Genomic DNA, 21,461 nt, shown 5'->3' on the forward strand with positions numbered 1-21,461 from the left:
CCAGCTTCTGTGTTTTATGATTTGCACATCGAAGGACGCTGATCTTGAGGTATGGCAAATTTAGTCTTGTCAGCGCTATTTTTAGCACATAACAATGTCTCAACCCATTTGTCATCTCTACCGACTTCGCGGAAATATTCATCCGGTAACTCAGGTGGTGTAAGTACCAGTTTGCTAGCAAATAAGTCAGGAGCCTGAGACAGCAGTGCTACATCATAACCCCATTGTCTTTTCGGAGGAAGGAAGCCAGTTCCTCTACCAGCATCAATATCAATGCGGTAATTATCAGCAGCTGCTCCATTATAGGGGCCTGTGGCGTAGGCGCTCTTTTTGACTTGCATGAAAGAACCGCTAATTATAGCTCTCCTGCTAGTGTTAGGAGGTTGCCAGTTTTCTATAAAGCGGACAAAGTTGTGCAAACCGCCGTTGTCTTCTGTCGGACGGGCTGGGCTATCTCCAGCAGCAACAATTAAGTTGAAAGTAGTGTCAGCACCTGCTGCTTGTAGCCATCCTCTGGTATCTTGTCTACCTGTACCTTCACCACCAATTTTGGTAGTATTGTTGGGATCAGAAGGCGTGGCGAAAGGTTGCTTAATTTGCAAGATTGGTGTGAGTGCCGAGATATAGCCACCACTTACAGTTGGCCTTAGCCAAGGCATAGATATGCCGTTAGGTGGGGGCATGAGATCTGAACCAGGATTTTCAAAATCGAAGATTTGGACTTTCCCACTTTTATTTACACCTAAAACTTTAAGTGGAGAGACTATGTTTCCTGTACTTAAATCTCTAACTAAGGCTATTCTGCGGGGAGCATTATCATCGAAACATTTTGGTCCTTGATTATTTTCCTGTCCAAACGCCTCTGGATCATCGAAGATATATCCGGTTTTAATCCTACTGTTTCCAGGATCTCCATTTTTGCCTACAATCTTGTCATTGAGATAGGTATTACCTCCACCGTTGTCACTACAGGATGTCTGAATAGTCCAGTTTTTAGGATCGCTACAATACTGTTCTACGTTAACTTGCTGGGCGTTACCTCCTTTTCCTACTGTTCCTTGTCCATTGCTGACATTGCTGACAGGACAAACTTCTGTCAAATATGAACCTGGTATTGTCCTAAAAACAATGGGTGTAACAAAGTTATTTAAATAGGAACTGGAATAGCTGGGTTTACCCGTATCGTCATACCATGTAGCTTGAGTAACAAAGTTATTAAACCTTGAGAAACCAGATGGTACTGAAGCCAGGGGATTTTGACTCCAGTCATAGTCACCCTCATTACGGTATCCCTCTTTAAAAGTTCCAGAAATTAAGGTAACAGAATCTGCTAACACAGTAGCAGGTCGCCATTCATCACCAATGGTGCAACTGGGTAATCTGGGATCGCTCTTACGACAAGCAAAGTTGGGATTGAGCGTAGTGCGATCGCTGTAGAACTTATTAGTAGTCCAATCCCCGTCGAGTTTTTGTGTAAACTCTTGTTGTTCGTTACCAGCAGAGTCTTGATGACGATTGAAGTTACCTTTTACATACACAGGCAAATTGGTAGCTAAAATCAATCCTTTCTCTACATCTCGGTAAGTTGGTGTACGCCCCAGTTTGTCACCCTCTACTAGCATAATGGCGTTAGCACGACGGGTAGGATCAAGTCTAAAGTCCACAGAACTGACTAGCTTGTTTGCCTCTGTTGGAGTTGAATTACTTGTGGGCAAAGGAAGTGCTGTGATATCTGCACTCATATCTGGCAAAGCATCATCACGAGTTGCATAGATAATACCGCTATTGGGTAGTAAGTATTCTTGGGATGGGGTAGCTCCACCAATGGTTTTTTTGCGAAGGAGATCAAGGTTTAGGACAGTGGCGCGAATTTCTAGCGGTTGTCTATCTATGACATCACGATTATAGTTATCGCTTGGTAAAACATTATTGTTAGTCCCACTGTTACCTTGAACTTCCCTTGGATCTAATAAGGATATTTCCCTAATAGCACCATGATCCATGACAGCATTTGTAGGGCTAAGACTGCCATCTAAAATTTGCAGGGCGCAAATCTGAGCATCTATCGCAGACTGCTCTGATAAAGTACGATTTGTTGCTGCTTTTGCTAATGCTCTTGCCAGTAGTCCATCATCTATTAAACGACCATTTGGATACCTTAATTGAGATTGATACGTTAGCACAGTCGAATAATCGGTGACAGTCTTGGTAGGTGCGGGGTAAACTATGCCGTTGTTGGATTTACCATTAGCATCCTTCTGAATACCATTAGCATTAGGTAGTATGTCTATATTCTTAGCCGTAGTGCTATTAGACGGAACATAAAAACTACTCACACACGCTATCGGTTTTGGCGCTTGCGGGCTGTAATTAGCAGATTTGTAGTGATAAACTGCTGTAGCCCGCATTTGCAAGCGAGGAACGTTGGTACTAGAAGGTTCTGCCCATGTATATGTGAGGGATGCTATGTTATTAGAATTACCTGCACCCATGTAAGCATACATCCAATATGGCTGGATAGTTTTTTTAGTTGGTGCTGTACCTGGAACTGGCATCGTATCCGGCCAAATAGTTGTGGTAGTGTTATCAAAACTACTAGGAGTGCCACCCTGATTTAAATAAATTCCTGCACCAGTTATGACTCGTAAACCACCCACAGGTTCTGTAGGATCTGCTGGTTTTTTAGCAGCGTCTAATTCCCAGTCGCCATCTCTTTCTGTAGATCCGACATCAGCTAATGTCTGCACTAAAGAACGGCGGTTACGAGTTTCATTTGTACTAGCTGGCTGATCCCATTTAATGCCACTTATATCTTGCGTATCTTCAACACCCGCTCCTACAAACTGCGCTTTATTTTTATCCCACCAGAGTTCAGGTAAGTTGTTACCAACTAGAACTCTGTCACCTAATTCTGCTTCTTTGCCACTATTTTTTTTGAGTTCTTTCGGCTCTGTGGCTTTTGGCTCTAGGGATGAACCACTGATATTGAGTGGTAGTGTAGTGTAAGTAGTACCTGTTTTGCCGTCGGTTGGATCTGTAGGATAAATCCACTTATCATTAGGACGTAGAGAATCACCACTACCTTGCAACAGTGGGCTAGGATCTGCATCTGTACCATTAAATCCAACTTCTCCGAAAGGAACACGACGGGTGCGTCTTTTAAAATACAGTTCCAATTGTTGACGGCGAATTGTATTAAGTTCTGCGGTTGTGAAGCTGGATAAGCCTAAACTTTTCTTTTTCTTTTCAATACCGTCTTTTACTTCTGATGGATCGCTATCTGCATTGTTAGCCATTTGAGCAGCAACTAGTCTATTGATGCGACTCACATAGGCTCGATTGTTATAAGCTATGTTTTGAGGACGTGCTGGGGCTGATATAGATCTTACCCATGATACCTCAGGAGGTTTAGTAGTCTTACCTTTGAATAAATCAACTTTAGTGTTTGAAGTATTGGGGCCACTATCATCAGATGTAAATCCACGAACTGTCAAATTGCCACCAACTACAATCTTGGCATTTCTAGCTTCATAAAAACAGGATTTTAAGGCACTAACTTGATATAACTTGATAGTACCGTGAGTGAGAAAGTTACTATTGGTAAAAATTGCCCCATTTAAATTGAATGCCGCACCTGGAGTAACTTCTAAATCATCTTCGTAAACAACAGCGTAGTTATTTGGTGGTATTTGGACGCGATCTTGTTGATACTCTACAGATGCAAAACCTTTATTGCCTTTGTACTGCTCATATTTATCTTTATCACCCGCAGCAATAGTGCTATCGTTTTGCGGGTTGGATGTAATTGGTACTGTGGCAGTATAAACAAAAAAGGATTTCTTTAACTCATTGTTTTGTTTAATCCATCCTGTATTACCTACTAAAACTGCACTCGTATTAGCACCACAGCTTGTATCCAGAGTACCTTGTGCCATCGGTGGAGTTCTGGCTTCTAAAGGATTTCTGGCACGCTCATATTTATTATCACTACTTACTGAAGGAGTTTTAAAGTAAATCCCATACAGGGTGTAGCTATCAAATTTCCCGTTGTTATCGGTATCAACGGGGAACCTCCAAGCAGTGTTGAGAGTTTCATTTTGATTTATGGGTGTATCTTCTAGTGGTTGGTCAATTTTGCCATTATTATTAATATCAAACCCTAGTTGCAGTGGGGTTTCGTCACCAAAGGTATATTCGTTTAACTTATCTGTCAGAACAGTGTATAAAGCTTCATCCGTTGGTGTTGCCCGTGGTAATCGTTTATCTAGAAACAGCTTATTTAATTTAGCTCTACCTCTATCAATTGCTGGAGTTGCAGCACTCAAAACAGCTTCATTGACACGGACATTGCTGGCGTTTTTAGCACGGTCAAATGACCGGAACATAATAGCAGTTGTGAGGAGAACAACCACTATTGATACCATTGCTACTGTTGGCAATACAAAACCAGCATTCCTCGTTTCTCTACATCTCCAAATAGTAAAAAAATTACGTAAAAACCGAAAAAATTGTTTTTTTATTTGAGATAAAAATCGCTTTTTATTCGCCTTGGCTCGTTGGCGGTTACGAGACATAGCCATGTTCCTATCTAAATGATGTTGTTACCCGAATAGATTTAGGATGCCCATTTTAAAAAAAAACATATCAACTAGTTGAAAAATTTATATGACTGATTTCTAACTTGAAAAAGGCAGAAGGGACAAATTTTCATTTCTTTTTTGTGAACTCATACCAATTTGAAAAAGAAATGCGACAAATAGACATTGTAGAGACGTGCCATGGCGCGTCTCTACATCAGGATGTGTTACAAACATTTTTTGAATCGGTATCAGCTTATAAATGTCCTGCATAATTTGATTGAGAAGAGAGCCAGAGGCTCTAGTTTTCGTTACCAGGTTCAACCTGGTAACGAGGGTAATGAAAGTTTAAAAAAACAAGATCCCCAGCTTTTATGAGAAGTCGGGGATCTGTATATTTTTTGAATTTGAAGCAGTTTAGAATTTATTAAGGTTAATCCCAGCTTCTTTTGCCATTGCCTGCAACCCTTTTGTTTCAAGGGTTTTGATGGCTTTAGTAGAAAGCTTGAGTCTCACCCAGCGATTACCTTCAGGCCACCATACGCGCTTGCTTTGCAGGTTGGCGTGTTGAAGGCGCTTGGTGCGACGGTGAGAGTGGGAAATTGCAAAGGCGTTGTTTGCCTTTTTGCCAGTTAGTTGACAGCGACGAGACATTGCTTGAATCTCCAATTTATTTTGACCACGATCTTCTATTTTATTCACATCTGGCGTCAATCGCTCGCTGTAAAATTCGCCCTCAGACTAGAAGTCTGGGGCTACACGAACGAAGCCTGCGGAGGCAGGCTATATTGAGCGATTAAAAATCGCCAAAATTTTTCTATCTAGTAGCTTTTTCTGTCAACTGTGTGAGTACTTCATTAGAACGCTCAACAAAGGCTTTCATTCCTTCTGCATCAAATCCTTTCTGAGACATCAATGCCAAGTCGTATATGTGATGACAAATCATGTTGACTAATAACGTTGTAGGCGATTCTCCATCTCCTTGAATAATACTGCCTTGACTGAGATTTGCTAAATTTTGAATCAATGGATGAGCAGTATTTACCACTAAGATATGATCTTCAGGAAATTCGGCTGCTTGTTGTTGCATTAGAGCATTCATTTCCCGCAGACGGCGCAGAATTTCTGGTAGTAATACCATCGCTGGCGGTGTTCCTTGCGGATCGTCAGATTTTAGAGCTTCAGTACGGATATTAACTTTGGGTTTGTTGAGAGCTTTCTCGAATAGCTCTTTGATAACTTCGCTACGGGTTTTATTGGTTTTTGGATCAACAATTTCTCCAGCTTTGTCTTTATCCAAAAGGGTTTGATCCAGATCCGAATCTACCCGCGTAAATTTAACATCTGTGTATTCCCGCTCTAAGAAGTTGATGAAGTGAGTGTCGATGAAGGAGTCCATAAACAGGACTTCCAAACCTTGTTTTTTATGTAGTTCTACGTAAGCTGCTTGTGCGCTTTCGTCTGTGCAGTAGAAAACGCGGTTTTGATGATGTTCTTTGTTGCGTTCTAAATACTCTTGGATAGTTGTGTATTGATATTTGAGATTTTCTTGTCCCCCAGTTGTGGAAGTGACATCTTGCCAAGCGTCCCCTTCTTCGGATTGAACTTGTACTGCGGGAGTTTCTGAAACGGCTTGTTCTGGCTGCTTGGCAGTGGTGCGAAAGATGATAAATTCTTCGATTTGTTTTTTAAATTTCTCATCATTCATGACCCCGAATTTCATAAAGGTGCCGAGGTCTTTCCAAGCGCTGATATACTGTTCGCGGTTATCGCGGTAAAGTTCTTTGAGGCGATCGCCTACTTTTTTGGCGATGTAGTCACCAATTTTGCGGACTGTGCGATCAGTTTGCAAAGCACTCCGCGATACATTCAGAGGAATATCACTGCTGTCAATCACACCCCGCATGGGTAAAAGAAATTGAGGAATTATTTCTTCACAGTGATCACTTACAAAAACTTGATTGCAGAATAACTTAATCTGCCCTTTGGTTACATCTACATCTGGTCTCAATCTGGGAAAATACAAAATACCGTTAATGATAAACGGATAGTCTGTATTCAGATGTACCCACAATAGAGGTTCTTCCTGGAAAGGATACAGGTAGCGATAAAACTCTAAATAATCTTCTTGACTTAAACTATTTGGAGACTCACGCCATGGTGCCTTTTGCCTATTTAACACCTCGCCATCTAGTTTGATGGGTACTGACATGAAGTCACAGTAAGTCTTGACAAGATTAGTAATTCGTGCTGATTCTAAATATTCTAATTCCTCTTCCATGAGATGGAGAGTAATTGTCGTACCGCGAGTGGTGCGGGATGATTCTGCCAAGGTGAACTCTGGAGAACCATCACAAGTCCAATGAACTGCCTGCGCTCCTTCTTTGTAGGATAATGTATCGATTTCGACTTGTTTTGCCACCATGAAGGAGGAGTAAAAACCTAGCCCAAAGTTACCAATTATTGGTTGCTCTGATACATTTTTATACTTGTGAATAAATTCTTCAGCACTAGAAAAAGCAACTTGATTAATATATTTCTTGACCTCGTCGGCTGTCATGCCGATGCCATTATCGGTAATGGAGAGAGTATTTTGATTTTTATCTATGGAAATTTGAATTTCTGGTTCGCCAATATCGCCAGAATACTCTCCTGCGCGGGATACCATTTTCAGCTTTTGGATCGCATCAACGGCATTAGATACTAGTTCTCGCAGGAATATTTGGTGATCTGAGTACAGGGACTTCTTAATAATCGGGAAAATGTTCTCAGTATGAATACTGATAGTGCCTTGTTCTAGCATAACTTGAGTTTAACAAAATTTGCCTACTGTGAATTTTAAGAGCATAATGGTGGCGATAGTTTACCCTATTAGGTTTTGTTTACACCATACTGCTGATGCGGATTTCCCTACTCGCTCATAGTAGCTAAAAAAAGTGATAGCAAAGTCAACAGTTTACGAAGCGTCTAGAAGAGGAACCATCGCACAATCAATAATTATTAATTTAAGGTAGGTAATTTTTGATGAAAATTATTGCCTGGCCGGCATTTAAAACAAAGTATAAAAATCCCTACAACTGGCTGTTGTATTCACATATGCTTGAGTTGGGTGTAACAGTTGAGGAATTCACTTTTAGTAAGTTGCTGCTTCAACACTATGATATTTTTCACCTACACTGGCCAACTGAAACTATATTACGTCACCCTAACTTAGTTGTGGCTCTGTTACGGGTAATTACGATGTTATTAACTATAAAGTGGGCTAAGGTCAGGGGAACAAAAATTATTTGGACTATTCACGATGAGTATCCTCATTCTCTATTACATCCTCAACTGGCAAATTGGTTTCAGTCCAAATTTATCAAGGAATTAGATGGATGTATTAGTCATAGTCAAGTAGGTAAAGAATTAACTCTAAAAAATTTTCCTAGCTTGCAGCATCTTCCTCATCTTGTTATTTTTCATGGTCATTATCGACAGGTTTACCCTAACAATATTACTCGTGAGACAGCTAGGACAAATTTAGATATTCCCCCTGATTGTCATTTACTTTTATTTCTGGGTTATATTGACTACTACAAAAATGTTCCTCATTTAGTACAGGTATTTCGAGAATTAAACCCAACTGATTGGCTATTGTTGATAGCAGGTAAAATTGAAGTTCCAGAACTTGGTACTGAGATATTAAACTTAGCAGTTAATGATTTCAAGGTAAAATTGCGTTTCGGGTTCGTGCCAGATGAACAGTTACAACTGTATTTTAAGGCTGCTGATTTAGTAGTTTTACCTTTTCAAGAAATTTTGAACTCAGGTAGTGCAATACTCTCTTTGTCTTTTGATTCTCCTATCTTAGTAACTGATAAAGGATCTATGGCAGAGCTACAAGAACAGGTTGGGGATGAATGGGTAAAGTTGTACTCTGGAGAGTTGACTACAGAAGTTCTAGCTACAGGCTTAGATTGGGCGATTGAAGGAAAGCGATCGCGACAAGCTAATTTAGAGAAGTTAGGATGGTCAAGGTTAGCGGAAAAAACTGTCCAATATTTTGAACATATTTGTAATCAGAATTTATAACAAGGGTAGTATATGAGAATTGCTTATGTTACCACTTATGATGTTCAACATCCTACTAGTTGGCAAAAATATCATGGCGGGAACTATGGCGCAAGTAATTTTATTGCTCAGATATTAACAAACCAAAATATTTTAATTGATTATTTAGGGCCGCTACAAAAAAATTTTTCTTGGTTAACTAGAGGTAAATGGCTATTTTATAATCACTTGATTAAAAAAGATTATTATAGTTGGGCTGAACCAATTGTCTGTCAAAATTATGCCAATCAGGTAGCAAAAAAACTAGCTCATTTAGATAGTGAGATTGTTATTTCTCCAGAAGGAGCAATCCCTACTGCCTATCTAGAATGCCAGCAGCCAATAGTTCTGTGGATAGATACAACTCTAACAGAATTAATTAACTTTTTTCCTCACCTCAGTAATCTGTGTCAGGAAACTAGAAATAATATTTATAAAATGGAAAAAGCTGCATTGGAAAAATGCAAAATACTCATAGTCACCTCAGAATGGGCAGTGGAAACTGTAGTTAAAACTTATGGAATAGATAAATCAAAAATTTATGTTATTCCTAGAGGCGCAAATATAGAAATAAAGCCAGAAAGAACATTCGCAGATATTACAGAATTAGTTAAGTCAAGAAATAAAAAAATATGTAAGTTAATTTACTCTGGAGTTGATTGGCAGCGCAAGGGTGGAGATATTGCTCTCGCAGTTGCTAAAAAATTAAATGAAATAGGTTTGGAGACTGAACTGACAGTCATAGGATGCCAACCTATTTCTAAAGAACCTTTGCCAAGTTTTGTCAAGCCACTGGGATATATTAACAAGTATCAACCTGATGGTTTATCTCAGATGTGTCAGTTAATAGGTGATTCTCATTTTCTGATGTTACCTACTAGAGCAGATACCAATCCTCATGTTTTAGTCGAAGCAAATGCTTTTGGTGTCCCTTGTTTAACAACAAATATAGCAGGAATACCAACTGTAATTAAAGATAATATTAATGGTAAAACTTTTGCGGTTGATGCACCGATAGACGACTATTGTAACTACATACTTAACTATTTTACTCATTACCACGAATATGAACGATTAGCTATGTCATCATTCAATGAGTATGTATATCGTCTTAATTGGGAAGTTGCTGGTCGTACAGCTAAACAGTTATTTTTAGACTATCTCTAAAAAAGCAATTTTATAGACTAGTGGTTCTGTAGTCTTTAAGTAAGGGCTAAAGCCCTCACTACAAACTTTTTTCCAACAGCTTTACAGTGGGTGACCAAATTCTGATTTTAAGTGGCAATATTTAAGTCGCTGTCTTTAGAGAAAAATTATTCACCAGTAACTTACTGGCGATCGCTTTCTCTACTTTTGCTTGAATCGCTCGTACATCTTAGTGAACGAGCGATTCTAGTCCTTGATCAAGGGCAATGGTGTCTTTTTTATTATTGCCCCTGACTTTTTAAGACTCGCGAGAAGCTTCTAATATATGAGTTGTGTTTGTTGGTGCTGGGACTGTAACTACTTTTTTCTTACTAAAGTTCAGCCCTTTATCTCCTTTGTCAATAACAATCGTGTCACCACCAATAAAGGTATTCTCTAAAATTTTGGTGGCGATCGCATTTTCCACTTCTCTTTGGATTGCCCGTTTGATGGGGCGTGCGCCGTAAACAGGATCGTAACCTACTTCTACAAGGTAATCGCAAGCACTTGGAGAGATTTCCAAGGAAATTTTTTGATCGGAAAGCAGATTTTCCACTCGCTTGAGTTGGATGCGAACAATTTGCCGCATTTCACTGCGATTGAGGGGATGGAAAATAATCAAATCATCAACGCGATTGAGAAATTCAGGGCGGAAGTGCGATCGCAAAGCATCCATCACCCGATTTCGCATTTTTTCATACTGGGAGTCATCACCAGATATATCTAAGATATATTCGCTACCAATGTTACTTGTCATCACGATCACAGTATTGCGAAAATCAACAGTTCTGCCTTGTGAATCAGTGATTCTACCATCATCTAATACTTGCAAGAGTATATTAAATACATCAGGGTGCGCTTTTTCAACTTCATCTAAAAGCACCACAGAGTAAGGACGGCGGCGAATTGCCTCGGAAAGTTGTCCGCCTTCTTCATAACCTACGTATCCTGGAGGCGCTCCTACCAAGCGAGATACTGAGTGCTTTTCCATATACTCAGACATATCCAAACGCACGAGGGCGTCGTCCGAATCAAAGAGAAACTGAGCCAGAGCGCGGGCAAGTTCGGTTTTGCCGACTCCTGTCGGCCCCATCAATAAAAATGAGCCAATGGGGCGACTCGGATCTTTCATGCCAGCACGGGCGCGGCGAATCGCTGCTGCTACTGCTGCTGTTGCTTCCTCTTGTCCTACAACTCGTTCGTGCAGGTGACTTTCCAGTTGCAGCAGTTTTTGTCGTTCCGATTCCAGCAGGCGATTTACCGGAATCCCCGTCCATTTAGCAACGATTTCGGCAATATCAGCTTCTGTAACTTGTTCTCGCAACAGAGTTTTACCCTGCGCTTGGATTTTCAGTAATTCGGCTTCTTTGACTTCGCGATCGCGCTGTACTCCCTCCAATTTGCCATACTTTAACTGGGCAGCTTTGTTGAGATCGTAGGCACGTTCTGCCTGTTCAATTTGTACCCGTAGCTTTTCTTCTTCTTGCTTCAAAGTACTAATTGCCTCTAATAGCAGCTTTTCACCTTGCCACTGCCCATTAAATTCCTGCTGTTTCTCTGTCAAATTAGCAATTTCTCGCTCAATTCGCTGCAAACGTTCTTGAGTTTGGATTGTCGCCTTTTCTTCTCCAGCCAACGACAGCTTTTCCATTTCTAGCTGCATCAAGCGACGATCAATCGCTTCCAATTCTGCTGGTTTGGATGTAATCTCCATTTTTAATTGGGCTGCTGCTTCATCTACCAAGTCAATGGCTTTATCAGGCAAGAAGCGATCATTAATATATCTGGCTGAGAGGGTAGCAGCTGCTACTAAGGCTGAATCAGAAATTTTGACGTTGTGATGGACTTCGTAACGCTCTTTCAGTCCTCGCAAAATAGAAATTGTATTTTCTACGCTGGGCTGATCTACATACACTTGTTGAAAGCGTCTTTCTAAAGCTGCGTCTTTTTCAATATATTTACGATATTCGTCTAGAGTAGTTGCTCCAATACAGCGCAGTTCTCCCCGTGCCAGCATTGGTTTGAGCAAATTGCCTGCATCCATCGAACCTTGTTGCCCGGAACCTGCGCCAACAACTGTATGTAGTTCGTCAATAAACAGGACTATTTGACCGTTAGATTCGATTACTTCCTTCAGAACTGATTTTAAACGGTCTTCAAATTCACCTCGGTATTTAGCACCAGCAATCAAACTACCCATATCCAGGGCAATGAGTTGGCGATTTTTCAAAGATTCAGGTACATCGCCATTCACAATTCGCTGTGCTAAAGCTTCTGCGATCGCAGTCTTACCAACTCCAGGTTCACCAATTAAAACTGGATTATTCTTGCTACGACGAGATAATACCTGAATTACCCGACGGATTTCATCATCTCGCCCAATCACTGGATCGAGTTTTCCAGCTTTTGCTTGCTCTGTCAAGTCTCTACCAAACTTTTGTAGAGCTTCATAGCGAGATTCTGGATTTTGGTCTGTTACTTTTTGACTACCGCGAATCACTTTAATTGTAGCTTCTAACTTTGCTGTATCTAGATTAAAGCTTTTCAGCATCCGCCGACCGATACGTTCATCTTCTACAAAACCCAAAAGTAAGTGTTCCACAGAGATATAGGAATCATTCATCCGCACTCTGGCTTCCTCGGCTAAGTCTAGCATTGCGTCTAAATAGCGCCCAAGGTAAAGTTGATCGCTTCTACCGACTTTGGGTTGACGGCGGGCAAATTCTTCAAGTTGCTGTTGCAAACGGTTAGCATCTACACCAGCACGGTTGAGGATACGTGCTGCTAAACCATTTTCTTGCTGGAATAAAGCAAGTATTAAATGTTCAACATCTAATTGCTGTTGTTGATATGCGCGTACTATATCCTGAGATTTGACAATTGCTTCCCAGGCTTTATCTGTAAATTTATCCGGATCTGTAGGCTGCATCTTTACAATTTTTGATTTGGAATTTTAAATCTTAAACTACGGAAAGTATGTCCTAAATATTTATCCAATCATTATCAGGCCGCATCTGCTTGTATCTACAGTTGCAATTTGAGACTGGGTATCGGGGATTGGTGATTGGGGGTTGGGTAATGGGAAGAGGACACGGGGACAAAGAAACACGGTGAGCAGCGCGTTGCACAAAGAAGCGCCGTGCGCGGGGGTCTCCCCCCAACCCCAACGCCAGTCGCTACCCTCCGGGAAGCCGCCCTGACGGGCGTCTACAAGTCGGGAAACCCGCCCATGGCGCTGGCTCCTCCGTGGGTGGGCCAAAGCCCCCGTTGTAGCGACTGCGTACACGCGAAGCGGGTTCTCGTTAGAGTACCCGAAGGAGGACGCGGAGAATTATGATTCACGTTCTTGCCCCAAGTCTTGTTGTCTCCCCCTCCCCTTGTCGTCTTCAAGCGTCCCTAGTCCCCAATCCAATTTAAAACGAAAACACACTTCTGAGGGTGCTTTGCCAAATAGTACCTTTAGAGCTATCGTTATCAGGATTTGTGACTAGTGAAAATGTGGGGGTAATACTAAGGTTGTCACTAAGTTGGAGATTGTAGAATGCCTCAAAATTAGTTTGAGTGGCGCTGCCTAGATCATTGCTGACAAAGGGTTGACCAATAGCTATACCTGCAACAGTACCAGGAAGCATAAAGTTACGAGAACCCAAACCAACCGCCCAACTAAAGGGATGTAAATCTAAATTTTCATTGATGGCAGTGTTGAATCCATTATAACTACCAAATCCGAAGCGACCGAAGATGCCTGTATTGCGGTTTAATGCATACTCAGCATTAATACCAAAGGCGTTAATATCAGTATTATTAATTAAAGCATTTGTATATTGTAATCTTAGAGTTATCTGATTACTGGGTGAGTATTCGACTTCTACACTTGCTTGATAGCGATCGCCAAATAAACCACCTTCTGTAGTATTGCCATTGGGTAGATTCGCATCAGCCGCAATGTAGAGCGATCGCAAAGTCAAGTTACTGCCACTAGGATTCCACAAAATAGCAGCGCCTGCACCACCATTGCGATCAATTTGGTTTTGAACAATTAGGGGATTATTCAAAAAAAAGCTAGAACTAAAATCTATGGCCTCGTTATTAGCATATCTGTTGCGATCAATAAAATCTCGCGGCAACATTTTGGCACCAAAGGTTAATGCTACATCTTGCCAAGGGCGAAAAGTGTAGTACAAGCGTCTGAGCTTGACAGAAGATTCAACTTCTGCATAATCAAGTCCACCACCGTTGGCAATCAAACCAGTAACTCCTAAAAGGTTGCGCTGTTCTTGTTGCGCCAAACCAGTGGCATCACCACCATTGTTGCCAGATTCTAATTGAGTTACTAATAAATCTTGTTGGTTGAAGCTTGTAGAAAGGGTTAAGCGGGAACGGGAGATAACAGTTTTGTTAGCATCACTACCATCACTAAGAGCAATAATTTGTTGACCTTGCAGCTTGGTCGTGGTAGAAAATTGATTCGCATTTAGTTCAAGGGTGCGTGCATCTATTCTATTGATACGCTGCTGTAAATCTTCCAAAGCCAATCTATAGTCTGTTTGCAACCGCCTTAAAACGATCGCGTCTTCTTGGATATAGCGATCGTCCTCACCATTGGCAATCAAACCTTCTACTTGTTCTAGGGTAGCGGCGAGGGCTGCTGCAAACTCGTAGCGGCTGAGAGGACGGTTACCGCGAAAGGTGCCATCTGCGTAACCAAAGATGACACCATAACGTTCGATGAGCGCTCGCAACGCCTGATAAGCCCAATCTGTCGGCTTAATATCAGATAGTTCAGAAACTGAAGTTTGCTTATTTTGCAAATCAGAATCCGTGCCAATATTAATAGACTGAGAGTGAGAATGGGGTAATAACTCGGCTTGCCAAGAACTAATCTTAGTTACTGGAGATAGTCGCTTTTGAGGTAGCAAAGAGTTTGCTGGTGCAGGTAAACAGATTTGGCTGAAAATACTCCAACTAGCTAGCCCTCCCGCTAATAATCTTGGTACATAAATCCTTTGGCGCAGGCATTGCTTGACGCTCAAGTTTATCTCCTAAAATATTTCCTCAAAATCACTGAGTCACAAGTTTTTGTTCTGTTTCCTGCTTGAGGGCAGAACCTTGAGTACCTAGTTGAATCAGTTCTACTTTATATCCATCTGGGTCTTCTACAAAAGCAATTACCGTGGAACCGTGTTTCATCGGTCCTGGTTCACGCACTACCTTACCACCACGATTTTTAATGTCATCACAGGTAGCATAAATATCATCAACTCCTATGGCAATATGACCGTAAGCATTGCCTAATTCATACTTGTCCACACCCCAGTTATAAGTTAGTTCAATGACTGTGTTGTCACTTTCGTCACCATAACCAATAAAAGCGAGGGTAAATTTTCCTCCTGGATAATCTTTTCGCCGCAGTAGCTTCATTCCCAGAACTTCACAATAGAATTTAAGGGACTCTTCAAGATTGCCAACTCGCAGCATCGTGTGTAGTAGGCGCATAGTGCTCTCCAGATTTTTTGACTACTAATTCTTGATTTTAAAGTGGGATGTGAAAAACAGAGAAAGCCTAAATGTAGGCGACTAAGGATTGGGTACTGGTGATTGGGGATTGGGAAGAAGACACGGGGACAAAAGGACGCGGGGACGCGGAGAAGGATTTTCCCCTTGCCCCCCATCTCCCCCTCTCCCCCTCCTCTTCCTAGCCCCTAGTCCCCCAGTTCCAGCCGTCCTCGATAACCAGTGATAATTCGACTACCATCTTTGAAAATATGAATCTCTATCTGATCGCTTGCCCAAGTAATATTCTGTTCTAAAGCTGGATTGAAGACGTGAACCCTTTGATTGCTAGAGGAAACAGGAGAATCAGGAGAATTCAATGCTAGCGATTCGATATAGGGGCCATCAATCAGAATATCTAACTGATCTAACAGGTCTTGAGCGCCAGATGGGGCATAATCGGATTGTAATTGCTCTAAGGTAAAACCACTAAATGACATCACATTCAGTCCAGCAGCTTTGACTTTACGAGCTAGAGTTGCTAGCGCAGGAGCTTGCCAAAATGGTTCGCCACCAGAAAAAGTCACCCCCTGATTGCGAGGATTGCTAAGAATTTTTTCGGCAAGGCTGTCAACAGATACTAGTTGATTAACCTCAAATGACCAAGATTCTTCATTAAAGCAGCCTGGGCATTCTCGCAAGCACCCCTGTACCCAAACCACAGCACGACATCCAGGACCATTTACTTCAGATTCATCGACATAACCCATAATATTGAGATAGCCAGGGGGGATTTGCATTAGTTTCATGTATGAATCTGTTTTATTTTGAGTCATAGTTTTTTCTCTACAGGGCATGAATTATTGTCTGTCTAGTTGAAATTCACTGGGGTAAGCTCAAAACAACTTCTCTAAGCTAATACAGACTTTTCAACTTATAGTTGACAGATTGCTAGCTTCTAGGCTAAGGGCAAAAGATGAGGAATTTGTGAAGAATTAGCATCCATAGTGGGAGGGGATTGCTTTAATTTATCGGTGTGCATCAACGTTTATCTGTGGTTTCCTAGACAAAAAGTAGAGGCTAGGGATTAGGGACTGGGGACTAGTGACTGGCAAAAGCGTAATTCTTCCCAATACTCAGTACCCAACCACCACTACCTAAGAACCAGAGCAAAAATCTTCGTTAATCTCTGCCTATAGTGTCCCCTCAAAAGCCTATGCTAGATTGTCGGATCTGCAACTGTTAATGTTTGTGTTCAGCAGTGAGAACGCACTCATAAGAAGGACAAAAGACTGATGATTGATACAGCCATTGAAGCAATTGTCGCCCGTGAAATTCTGGACTCGCGGGGTAGACCAACCATAGAAGCAGAAGTACATGTGTTAAATGGTGCTGTAGGACTGGCACAAGTTCCTAGTGGTGCGTCTACTGGCACTTTTGAGGCACATGAATTGCGGGATAATGATAAAAGTCGTTACGGTGGGAAGGGCGTACTTAAGGCGGTACAAAATGTAAAGGAGGTACTTGCTCCAAAGTTGTTGCAAATGGATGCCCTCAACCAAGAACTTCTAGACCGTACAATGATTGCTCTAGATGGTTCTGTGAATAAATCGAATCTGGGCGCTAACGCGATTTTGGCGATTTCTCTAGCTGCGGCTAAAGCTGGTGCCGAATCTTTGGATATTCCCCTGTATCGTTATTTGGGCGGCCCTTTAGCTAACTTGCTGCCTGTACCATTAATGAATGTGATTAATGGCGGTGCTCATGCAGCCAATAATGTGGATTTCCAGGAGTTTATGATTGTCCCGATAGGGGCATCTTCCTTCCGAGAAGCATTGCGTTGGGGTGCGGAGGTTTTTGCTACCCTGAGCAAAGTTTTGGATGAGAAGGGTTTACTTACTGGTGTAGGGGATGAAGGTGGTTTTGCCCCTAATCTAGAGTCAAATCAGGTAGCATTAGAATTGCTAGTTGCTGCAATTGAAAAAGCTGGATACAAGCCTGGAGAGCAAGTGGCTTTGGCTTTGGATGTTGCTGCGAGTGAGTTTTACAAAAATGGCCAGTACGTCTATGATGGTAAACCCCACTCTCCGGCTGAGTTTATTGATTATCTTGCTCAACTGGTGGATCGATATCCAATTGTCTCTATAGAAGACGGCTTGCACGAGGAAGACTGGCAAAGTTGGCAGTCACTAACTCAAAAGTTGGGTTCCCGCGTGCAGTTGGTGGGAGATGACTTATTTGTTACTAATGCGACGCGCTTACAAAAAGGTATTGAGTTGCAAGCAGGTAATGCGATTCTGATTAAACTCAATCAAATTGGTTCTTTAACTGAAACTTTGGAAACAATTGATCTCGCTACTCGTAATGGTTTCCGCTCAGTAATCAGTCACCGTTCTGGTGAAACAGAAGACACTACTATTGCGGATCTAGCGGTGGCAACTCGCGCCGGACAAATCAAAACTGGCTCCCTTTGCCGCAGCGAACGAGTAGCAAAATATAACCGTCTGCTGCGAATTGAAGATGAGTTAGGCGATCACGCTATTTATGCTGGCACTGTCGGACTAGGACCGAAATAGGGGCTAGGGGCTAGGGGCTAGGGCTATGGGTATGGGGCATAGAGCATAGGGCAATGCCCAACTCCCAATTCGCTATGTCCAAATTAAATACCCAATCCCCAGTACCCAGTACCCAATCCCTGATTTATGGATAAAATCCTAACTTTGGCAACCCCACAGTCTCATCCCAACCCATCATAATGTTCATACACTGAATTGCTTGACCCGCTTGTCCTTTAATTAGGTTGTCAATTGCTGACATCACAATTATCCTACCTGTACGCGGGTCAACTTCTATACCAATATAACAAAGATTGCTACCACAAGCCCATTTAGTTTGAGGGTAAATGCCAGGCTCGCAAATTTTTACCCAAGGAGAGTTGCGGTAAAAGGCTTTGTAAATAGTTATTAAATCATCTCTTACTAAACCGGGATCTCTTAAAGTGGCATACACAGTTGCTAAAATGCCACGTACCATCGGGATCAGATGAGGAGTAAATTGTACGGTTACCTCATGACCTGCTAGTTCACTACAAATCTGTTCTATTTCTGGTGTATGGCGGTGACGAACCACACCATAGGCTGCCAGCGAATTGTCTGCTTCAGCCAATAACATATTGATTTTAGCTTCTCGTCCGCCGCCTGATGTGCCAGATTTGGCATCAATAATGGCAGTTTCAGGGATAATTAGCCCTTGTTTGAGGAGTGGAGAAAGTGCGAGAAGGCTGGCGGTAGGATAGCAGCCAGGACAACCTATTAATTGAGCTTCGGCAATGCGATCGCGAAACATTTCTGGTAATCCATAAACTGCTGTGGCAGCAGTTGTATTATCTTGCCGCTCTTTACCATACCAAGCTGTATAAGTTGCTAGGTTGCTAAAACGATAGTCGGCACTTAAATCGAGTACCTTGCATCCTTTTTCCAGTAATTTTGGAGCGAGTTGGCAAGCCAAACCATTTGGTACAGAGAGAAAAACTACTTCACAACGGTGAGCAATAAGTTCTGGATCTACCGCTTCTATTGATAAGTTCACTGTCTGAGCTAGATGCGGGTAAATATCCGCAAATGACTTACCAGCACTACTATCACCACCTAAATAAACTAGCTCTACTTCTGGGTGATCCATCAGTAGGCGCACCAACTGTACTCCGCCATAGCCTGACGCGCCAACAATCCCAACTGGTACGCGTCTAAAATTGCCCATGATAATGAAATCCTTATCCGCTTTGTGGTTAATTTGTTTTTAGATATTAACAATCTGCAAACAGCAAAAAGCTATTAGCTTTTAGCATATATGACGGTTGAAGGTTTAATGCCAACCGTTCATAATCTGATTATGAAAGTTGTATTGCATTTGAGTACTAAAACCCAATTTTAGCGATAGAATCTTTTGCTACGTCATTTCAACCAACCCACAAGTAGGAAAAATTTTAGTTGTGTTCTGTGGAGTCCATTACTCCTAAATTTTGGTATGGTATCGTAATTATTATGTAGGCGCTCATTTACCCTAAGTCGTTAAAAAAATCAAGTAGTGCAAAAGTGCAAAAAACTAGGATAGAGTAAAAAAATGCAGCTAAAGCACTCTAAACTAGATAAATTAGCTACAAAATTCAACAATTTGAAAATTTCTGACCGAAGCAGCATTTATTTTTATAATCCCTGCCAGAAGAATTAAAGATTACCAAGATAGTTCCAATCAAAAAATTTACAGCCAGGCATGAAAATTGAGCTTTCTTGTGTACCACATACCCAATTTCAAAGCAAAGCTGACAAATCATTACTTCTATAGTTTTCAAGCCTTATAAAAAGGTACAATTGAAATAAAGTTTTTGTAAGAAAAATTTATATTTGGTGGCTAAAATCTGTGTCTGAGTCTAAGACTAATTCAACCCAAGCCTTTAAATTTGATTCGATTGATACAGCTCTTGCAGATTTAAAAGCTGGTCGTATCATTGTGGTGGTCGATGACGAAAACCGAGAGAATGAAGGCGACTTAATTTGTGCAGCTCAATTTGCTACCCCCGACACAATTAATTTTATGGCGGTAGAAGCGCGGGGGTTGATTTGTCTAGCAATGACGGGCGATCGCTTGGATGAATTAGATTTACCTTTAATGGTAAGTAACATCACAGATACAAACCAAACTGCTTTTACCGTTAGTATTGATGCTGGGCCGCATTTGGGAGTGACTACTGGAATCTCAGCAGAAGACAGAGCTCGCACAATTCAAGTTGCTATTAACCCTAGTACAAAAGCTTCAGATTTACGTCGTCCCGGTCATATTTTTCCGATTCGTGCTAAGGAAGGAGGAGTACTTAAACGAGCAGGACATACAGAAGCAGCTGTTGATTTAGCCCGACTAGCTGGATTGTATCCATCCGGGGTAATTTGCGAGATTCAAAATCCCGATGGCTCAATGGCACGGTTAGCTCAATTAGTAGAGTATGCTAAACATCACAACTTGAAGATTATTAGCATTGCCGACTTAATTAGCTACCGTCTCCGGCATGATCGCATTGTCATCCGCGAAACTGTGGCCGATCTCCCCACTCAATTCGGCCTGTTTCAAATCTACGCTTATCGCCATACACTTGATGGTTCCGAACACGTTGCGATTGTCAAGGGCGATCCTTCCCAATTCGGAGATCAGCCAGTCATGGTACGGATGCACTCTGAATGTTTAACTGGGGATGCCTTGGGTTCCTTGCGCTGTGATTGTCGGATGCAGTTGCAAGCAGCTCTGAAAATGATTGAAAATGCTGGTCAAGGTGTTGTAGTTTATCTGCGCCAAGAAGGACGGGGAATTGGGCTGATTAATAAGTTGAAAGCCTATTCTTTGCAGGATATGGGACTGGATACGGTAGAGGCAAACGAACGCTTGGGCTTCCCTGCCGATTTACGAGACTATGGGATGGGAGCGCAAATCCTCATGGACTTAGGCGTGCATAAAATCCGCTTGATTACCAACAATCCCCGAAAAATTGCTGGTGTTAAAGGCTACAACATGGAAGTAGTTGACCGTGTGCCATTATTAATTGAATCGAATAACTATAATTCCAATTATTTGGCGACAAAAGCGAAAAAGTTGGGTCATATGCTGTTGCAGACTTACTTAGTAACAGTAGCGATTCACTGGCAAGACGATCCGCAAGCTGTAACCGAACGTTACGAACGCTTAGAAAAACTGCGGCATTTGGTAAAAAGCCACGATCTGTTGTTACAAGAAGAAGCACGTCCTCTTGCGATCGCCTTATTTGACAAACCATCTTTAACAGTACACTTAGGATTTGACCAAGCAAGATTGGCAACTCATGATTGGTACACACAAAAAAGTCATCCTTATGTGCAGGCGATCGGGCAAATTCTCGACTATCTAGTTACCTTGCCTTACATTCAAAAGCTAGAATTTCTTATTTCTCCTGGTGTAGATCCCCTGAGTAATCTGCAAGTGCAATTGGATCGGCAGACGTTCTCCCCAGGTACCTTGCCTTCATCTATCTGTTGCGAGCAATTAGAAACACAGAAAATTTATAGTTTTAGTCGATAGTTCTTGCCAAAC

General features: G+C 41.7%; 12 protein-coding genes. 4 read left to right on the forward strand and 8 right to left on the reverse strand.

Going from position 1 to position 21,461, the window contains the following annotated elements:
• Nucleotides 1-14 precede the first annotated feature (14 nt).
• The 3 genes from hpsA to htpG form a co-directional block, all read right to left on the reverse strand.
• Complete coding sequence (gene hpsA / locus QUB80_RS10170; RefSeq protein ID WP_289789375.1) at nucleotides 15-4,574, reverse strand: hormogonium polysaccharide biosynthesis protein HpsA; 4,560 nt, start codon at nucleotides 4,572-4,574, stop codon at nucleotides 15-17.
• Between the two features lie 420 nt (nucleotides 4,575-4,994).
• The gene (gene rpmB / locus QUB80_RS10175; protein ID WP_289789489.1) at nucleotides 4,995-5,231 is read right to left on the reverse strand and encodes a 50S ribosomal protein L28; all 237 of its coding nucleotides are present in this window, start codon (nucleotides 5,229-5,231) and stop codon (nucleotides 4,995-4,997) included.
• A gap of 163 nt (nucleotides 5,232-5,394) precedes the next feature.
• Nucleotides 5,395-7,380: a molecular chaperone HtpG gene (gene htpG / locus QUB80_RS10180; RefSeq protein WP_289789376.1), complete on the reverse strand. Its 1,986-nt coding sequence runs from the start codon at nucleotides 7,378-7,380 to the stop codon at nucleotides 5,395-5,397.
• Nucleotides 7,381-7,601: 221 nt separating this feature from the next.
• Here htpG and QUB80_RS10185 point away from each other — a divergent pair, with 221 nt between their 5' ends.
• Entirely contained in the window at nucleotides 7,602-8,651 is a 1,050-nt protein-coding gene (locus QUB80_RS10185) for a glycosyltransferase family 4 protein (RefSeq protein WP_289789377.1), read from the forward strand.
• A 12-nt stretch (nucleotides 8,652-8,663) separates the two neighbouring features.
• Nucleotides 8,664-9,836, forward strand: a complete 1,173-nt coding sequence (locus QUB80_RS10190; protein ID WP_289789378.1) for a glycosyltransferase family 4 protein — start codon at nucleotides 8,664-8,666, stop codon at nucleotides 9,834-9,836.
• Nucleotides 9,837-10,113: 277 nt separating this feature from the next.
• Here QUB80_RS10190 and clpB read toward each other — a convergent pair whose 3' ends face one another.
• The 4 genes from clpB to QUB80_RS10210 form a co-directional block, all read right to left on the reverse strand.
• Nucleotides 10,114-12,783 (reverse strand): ATP-dependent chaperone ClpB, encoded by a 2,670-nt coding sequence (gene clpB, locus QUB80_RS10195; protein WP_289789379.1) that lies wholly within the window; start codon nucleotides 12,781-12,783, stop codon nucleotides 10,114-10,116.
• A 484-nt stretch (nucleotides 12,784-13,267) separates the two neighbouring features.
• Nucleotides 13,268-14,893, reverse strand: coding sequence for an iron uptake porin (locus QUB80_RS10200; RefSeq protein WP_502875290.1), 1,626 nt, complete (start codon nucleotides 14,891-14,893; stop codon nucleotides 13,268-13,270).
• Nucleotides 14,894-14,915: 22 nt separating this feature from the next.
• Nucleotides 14,916-15,350: a lactoylglutathione lyase gene (gene gloA / locus QUB80_RS10205; RefSeq protein WP_289789381.1), complete on the reverse strand. Its 435-nt coding sequence runs from the start codon at nucleotides 15,348-15,350 to the stop codon at nucleotides 14,916-14,918.
• A 206-nt stretch (nucleotides 15,351-15,556) separates the two neighbouring features.
• Entirely contained in the window at nucleotides 15,557-16,183 is a 627-nt protein-coding gene (locus tag QUB80_RS10210) for a 4Fe-4S single cluster domain-containing protein (protein ID WP_289789382.1), read from the reverse strand.
• Between the two features lie 459 nt (nucleotides 16,184-16,642).
• Between QUB80_RS10210 and eno the strand changes: the two genes are divergently transcribed.
• Nucleotides 16,643-17,923: a phosphopyruvate hydratase gene (eno, locus tag QUB80_RS10215; protein ID WP_289789383.1), complete on the forward strand. Its 1,281-nt coding sequence runs from the start codon at nucleotides 16,643-16,645 to the stop codon at nucleotides 17,921-17,923.
• Between the two features lie 124 nt (nucleotides 17,924-18,047).
• Here the strand turns inward: eno and argC are convergent, their stop codons facing one another.
• On the reverse strand, nucleotides 18,048-19,106 hold the full coding sequence (argC, locus tag QUB80_RS10220; protein WP_289789384.1) for an N-acetyl-gamma-glutamyl-phosphate reductase: 1,059 nt from the start codon (nucleotides 19,104-19,106) through the stop codon (nucleotides 18,048-18,050).
• A 660-nt stretch (nucleotides 19,107-19,766) separates the two neighbouring features.
• Between argC and ribBA the strand changes: the two genes are divergently transcribed.
• The gene (ribBA, locus tag QUB80_RS10225) at nucleotides 19,767-21,449 is read left to right on the forward strand and encodes a bifunctional 3,4-dihydroxy-2-butanone-4-phosphate synthase/GTP cyclohydrolase II (RefSeq protein ID WP_289789385.1); all 1,683 of its coding nucleotides are present in this window, start codon (nucleotides 19,767-19,769) and stop codon (nucleotides 21,447-21,449) included.
• Nucleotides 21,450-21,461: the final 12 nt, after the last annotated feature.

Origin of the sequence: Chlorogloeopsis sp. ULAP01, from assembly GCF_030381805.1 — a bacterium.
Taxonomy (GTDB): Bacteria; Cyanobacteriota; Cyanobacteriia; order Cyanobacteriales; family Nostocaceae; genus Chlorogloeopsis.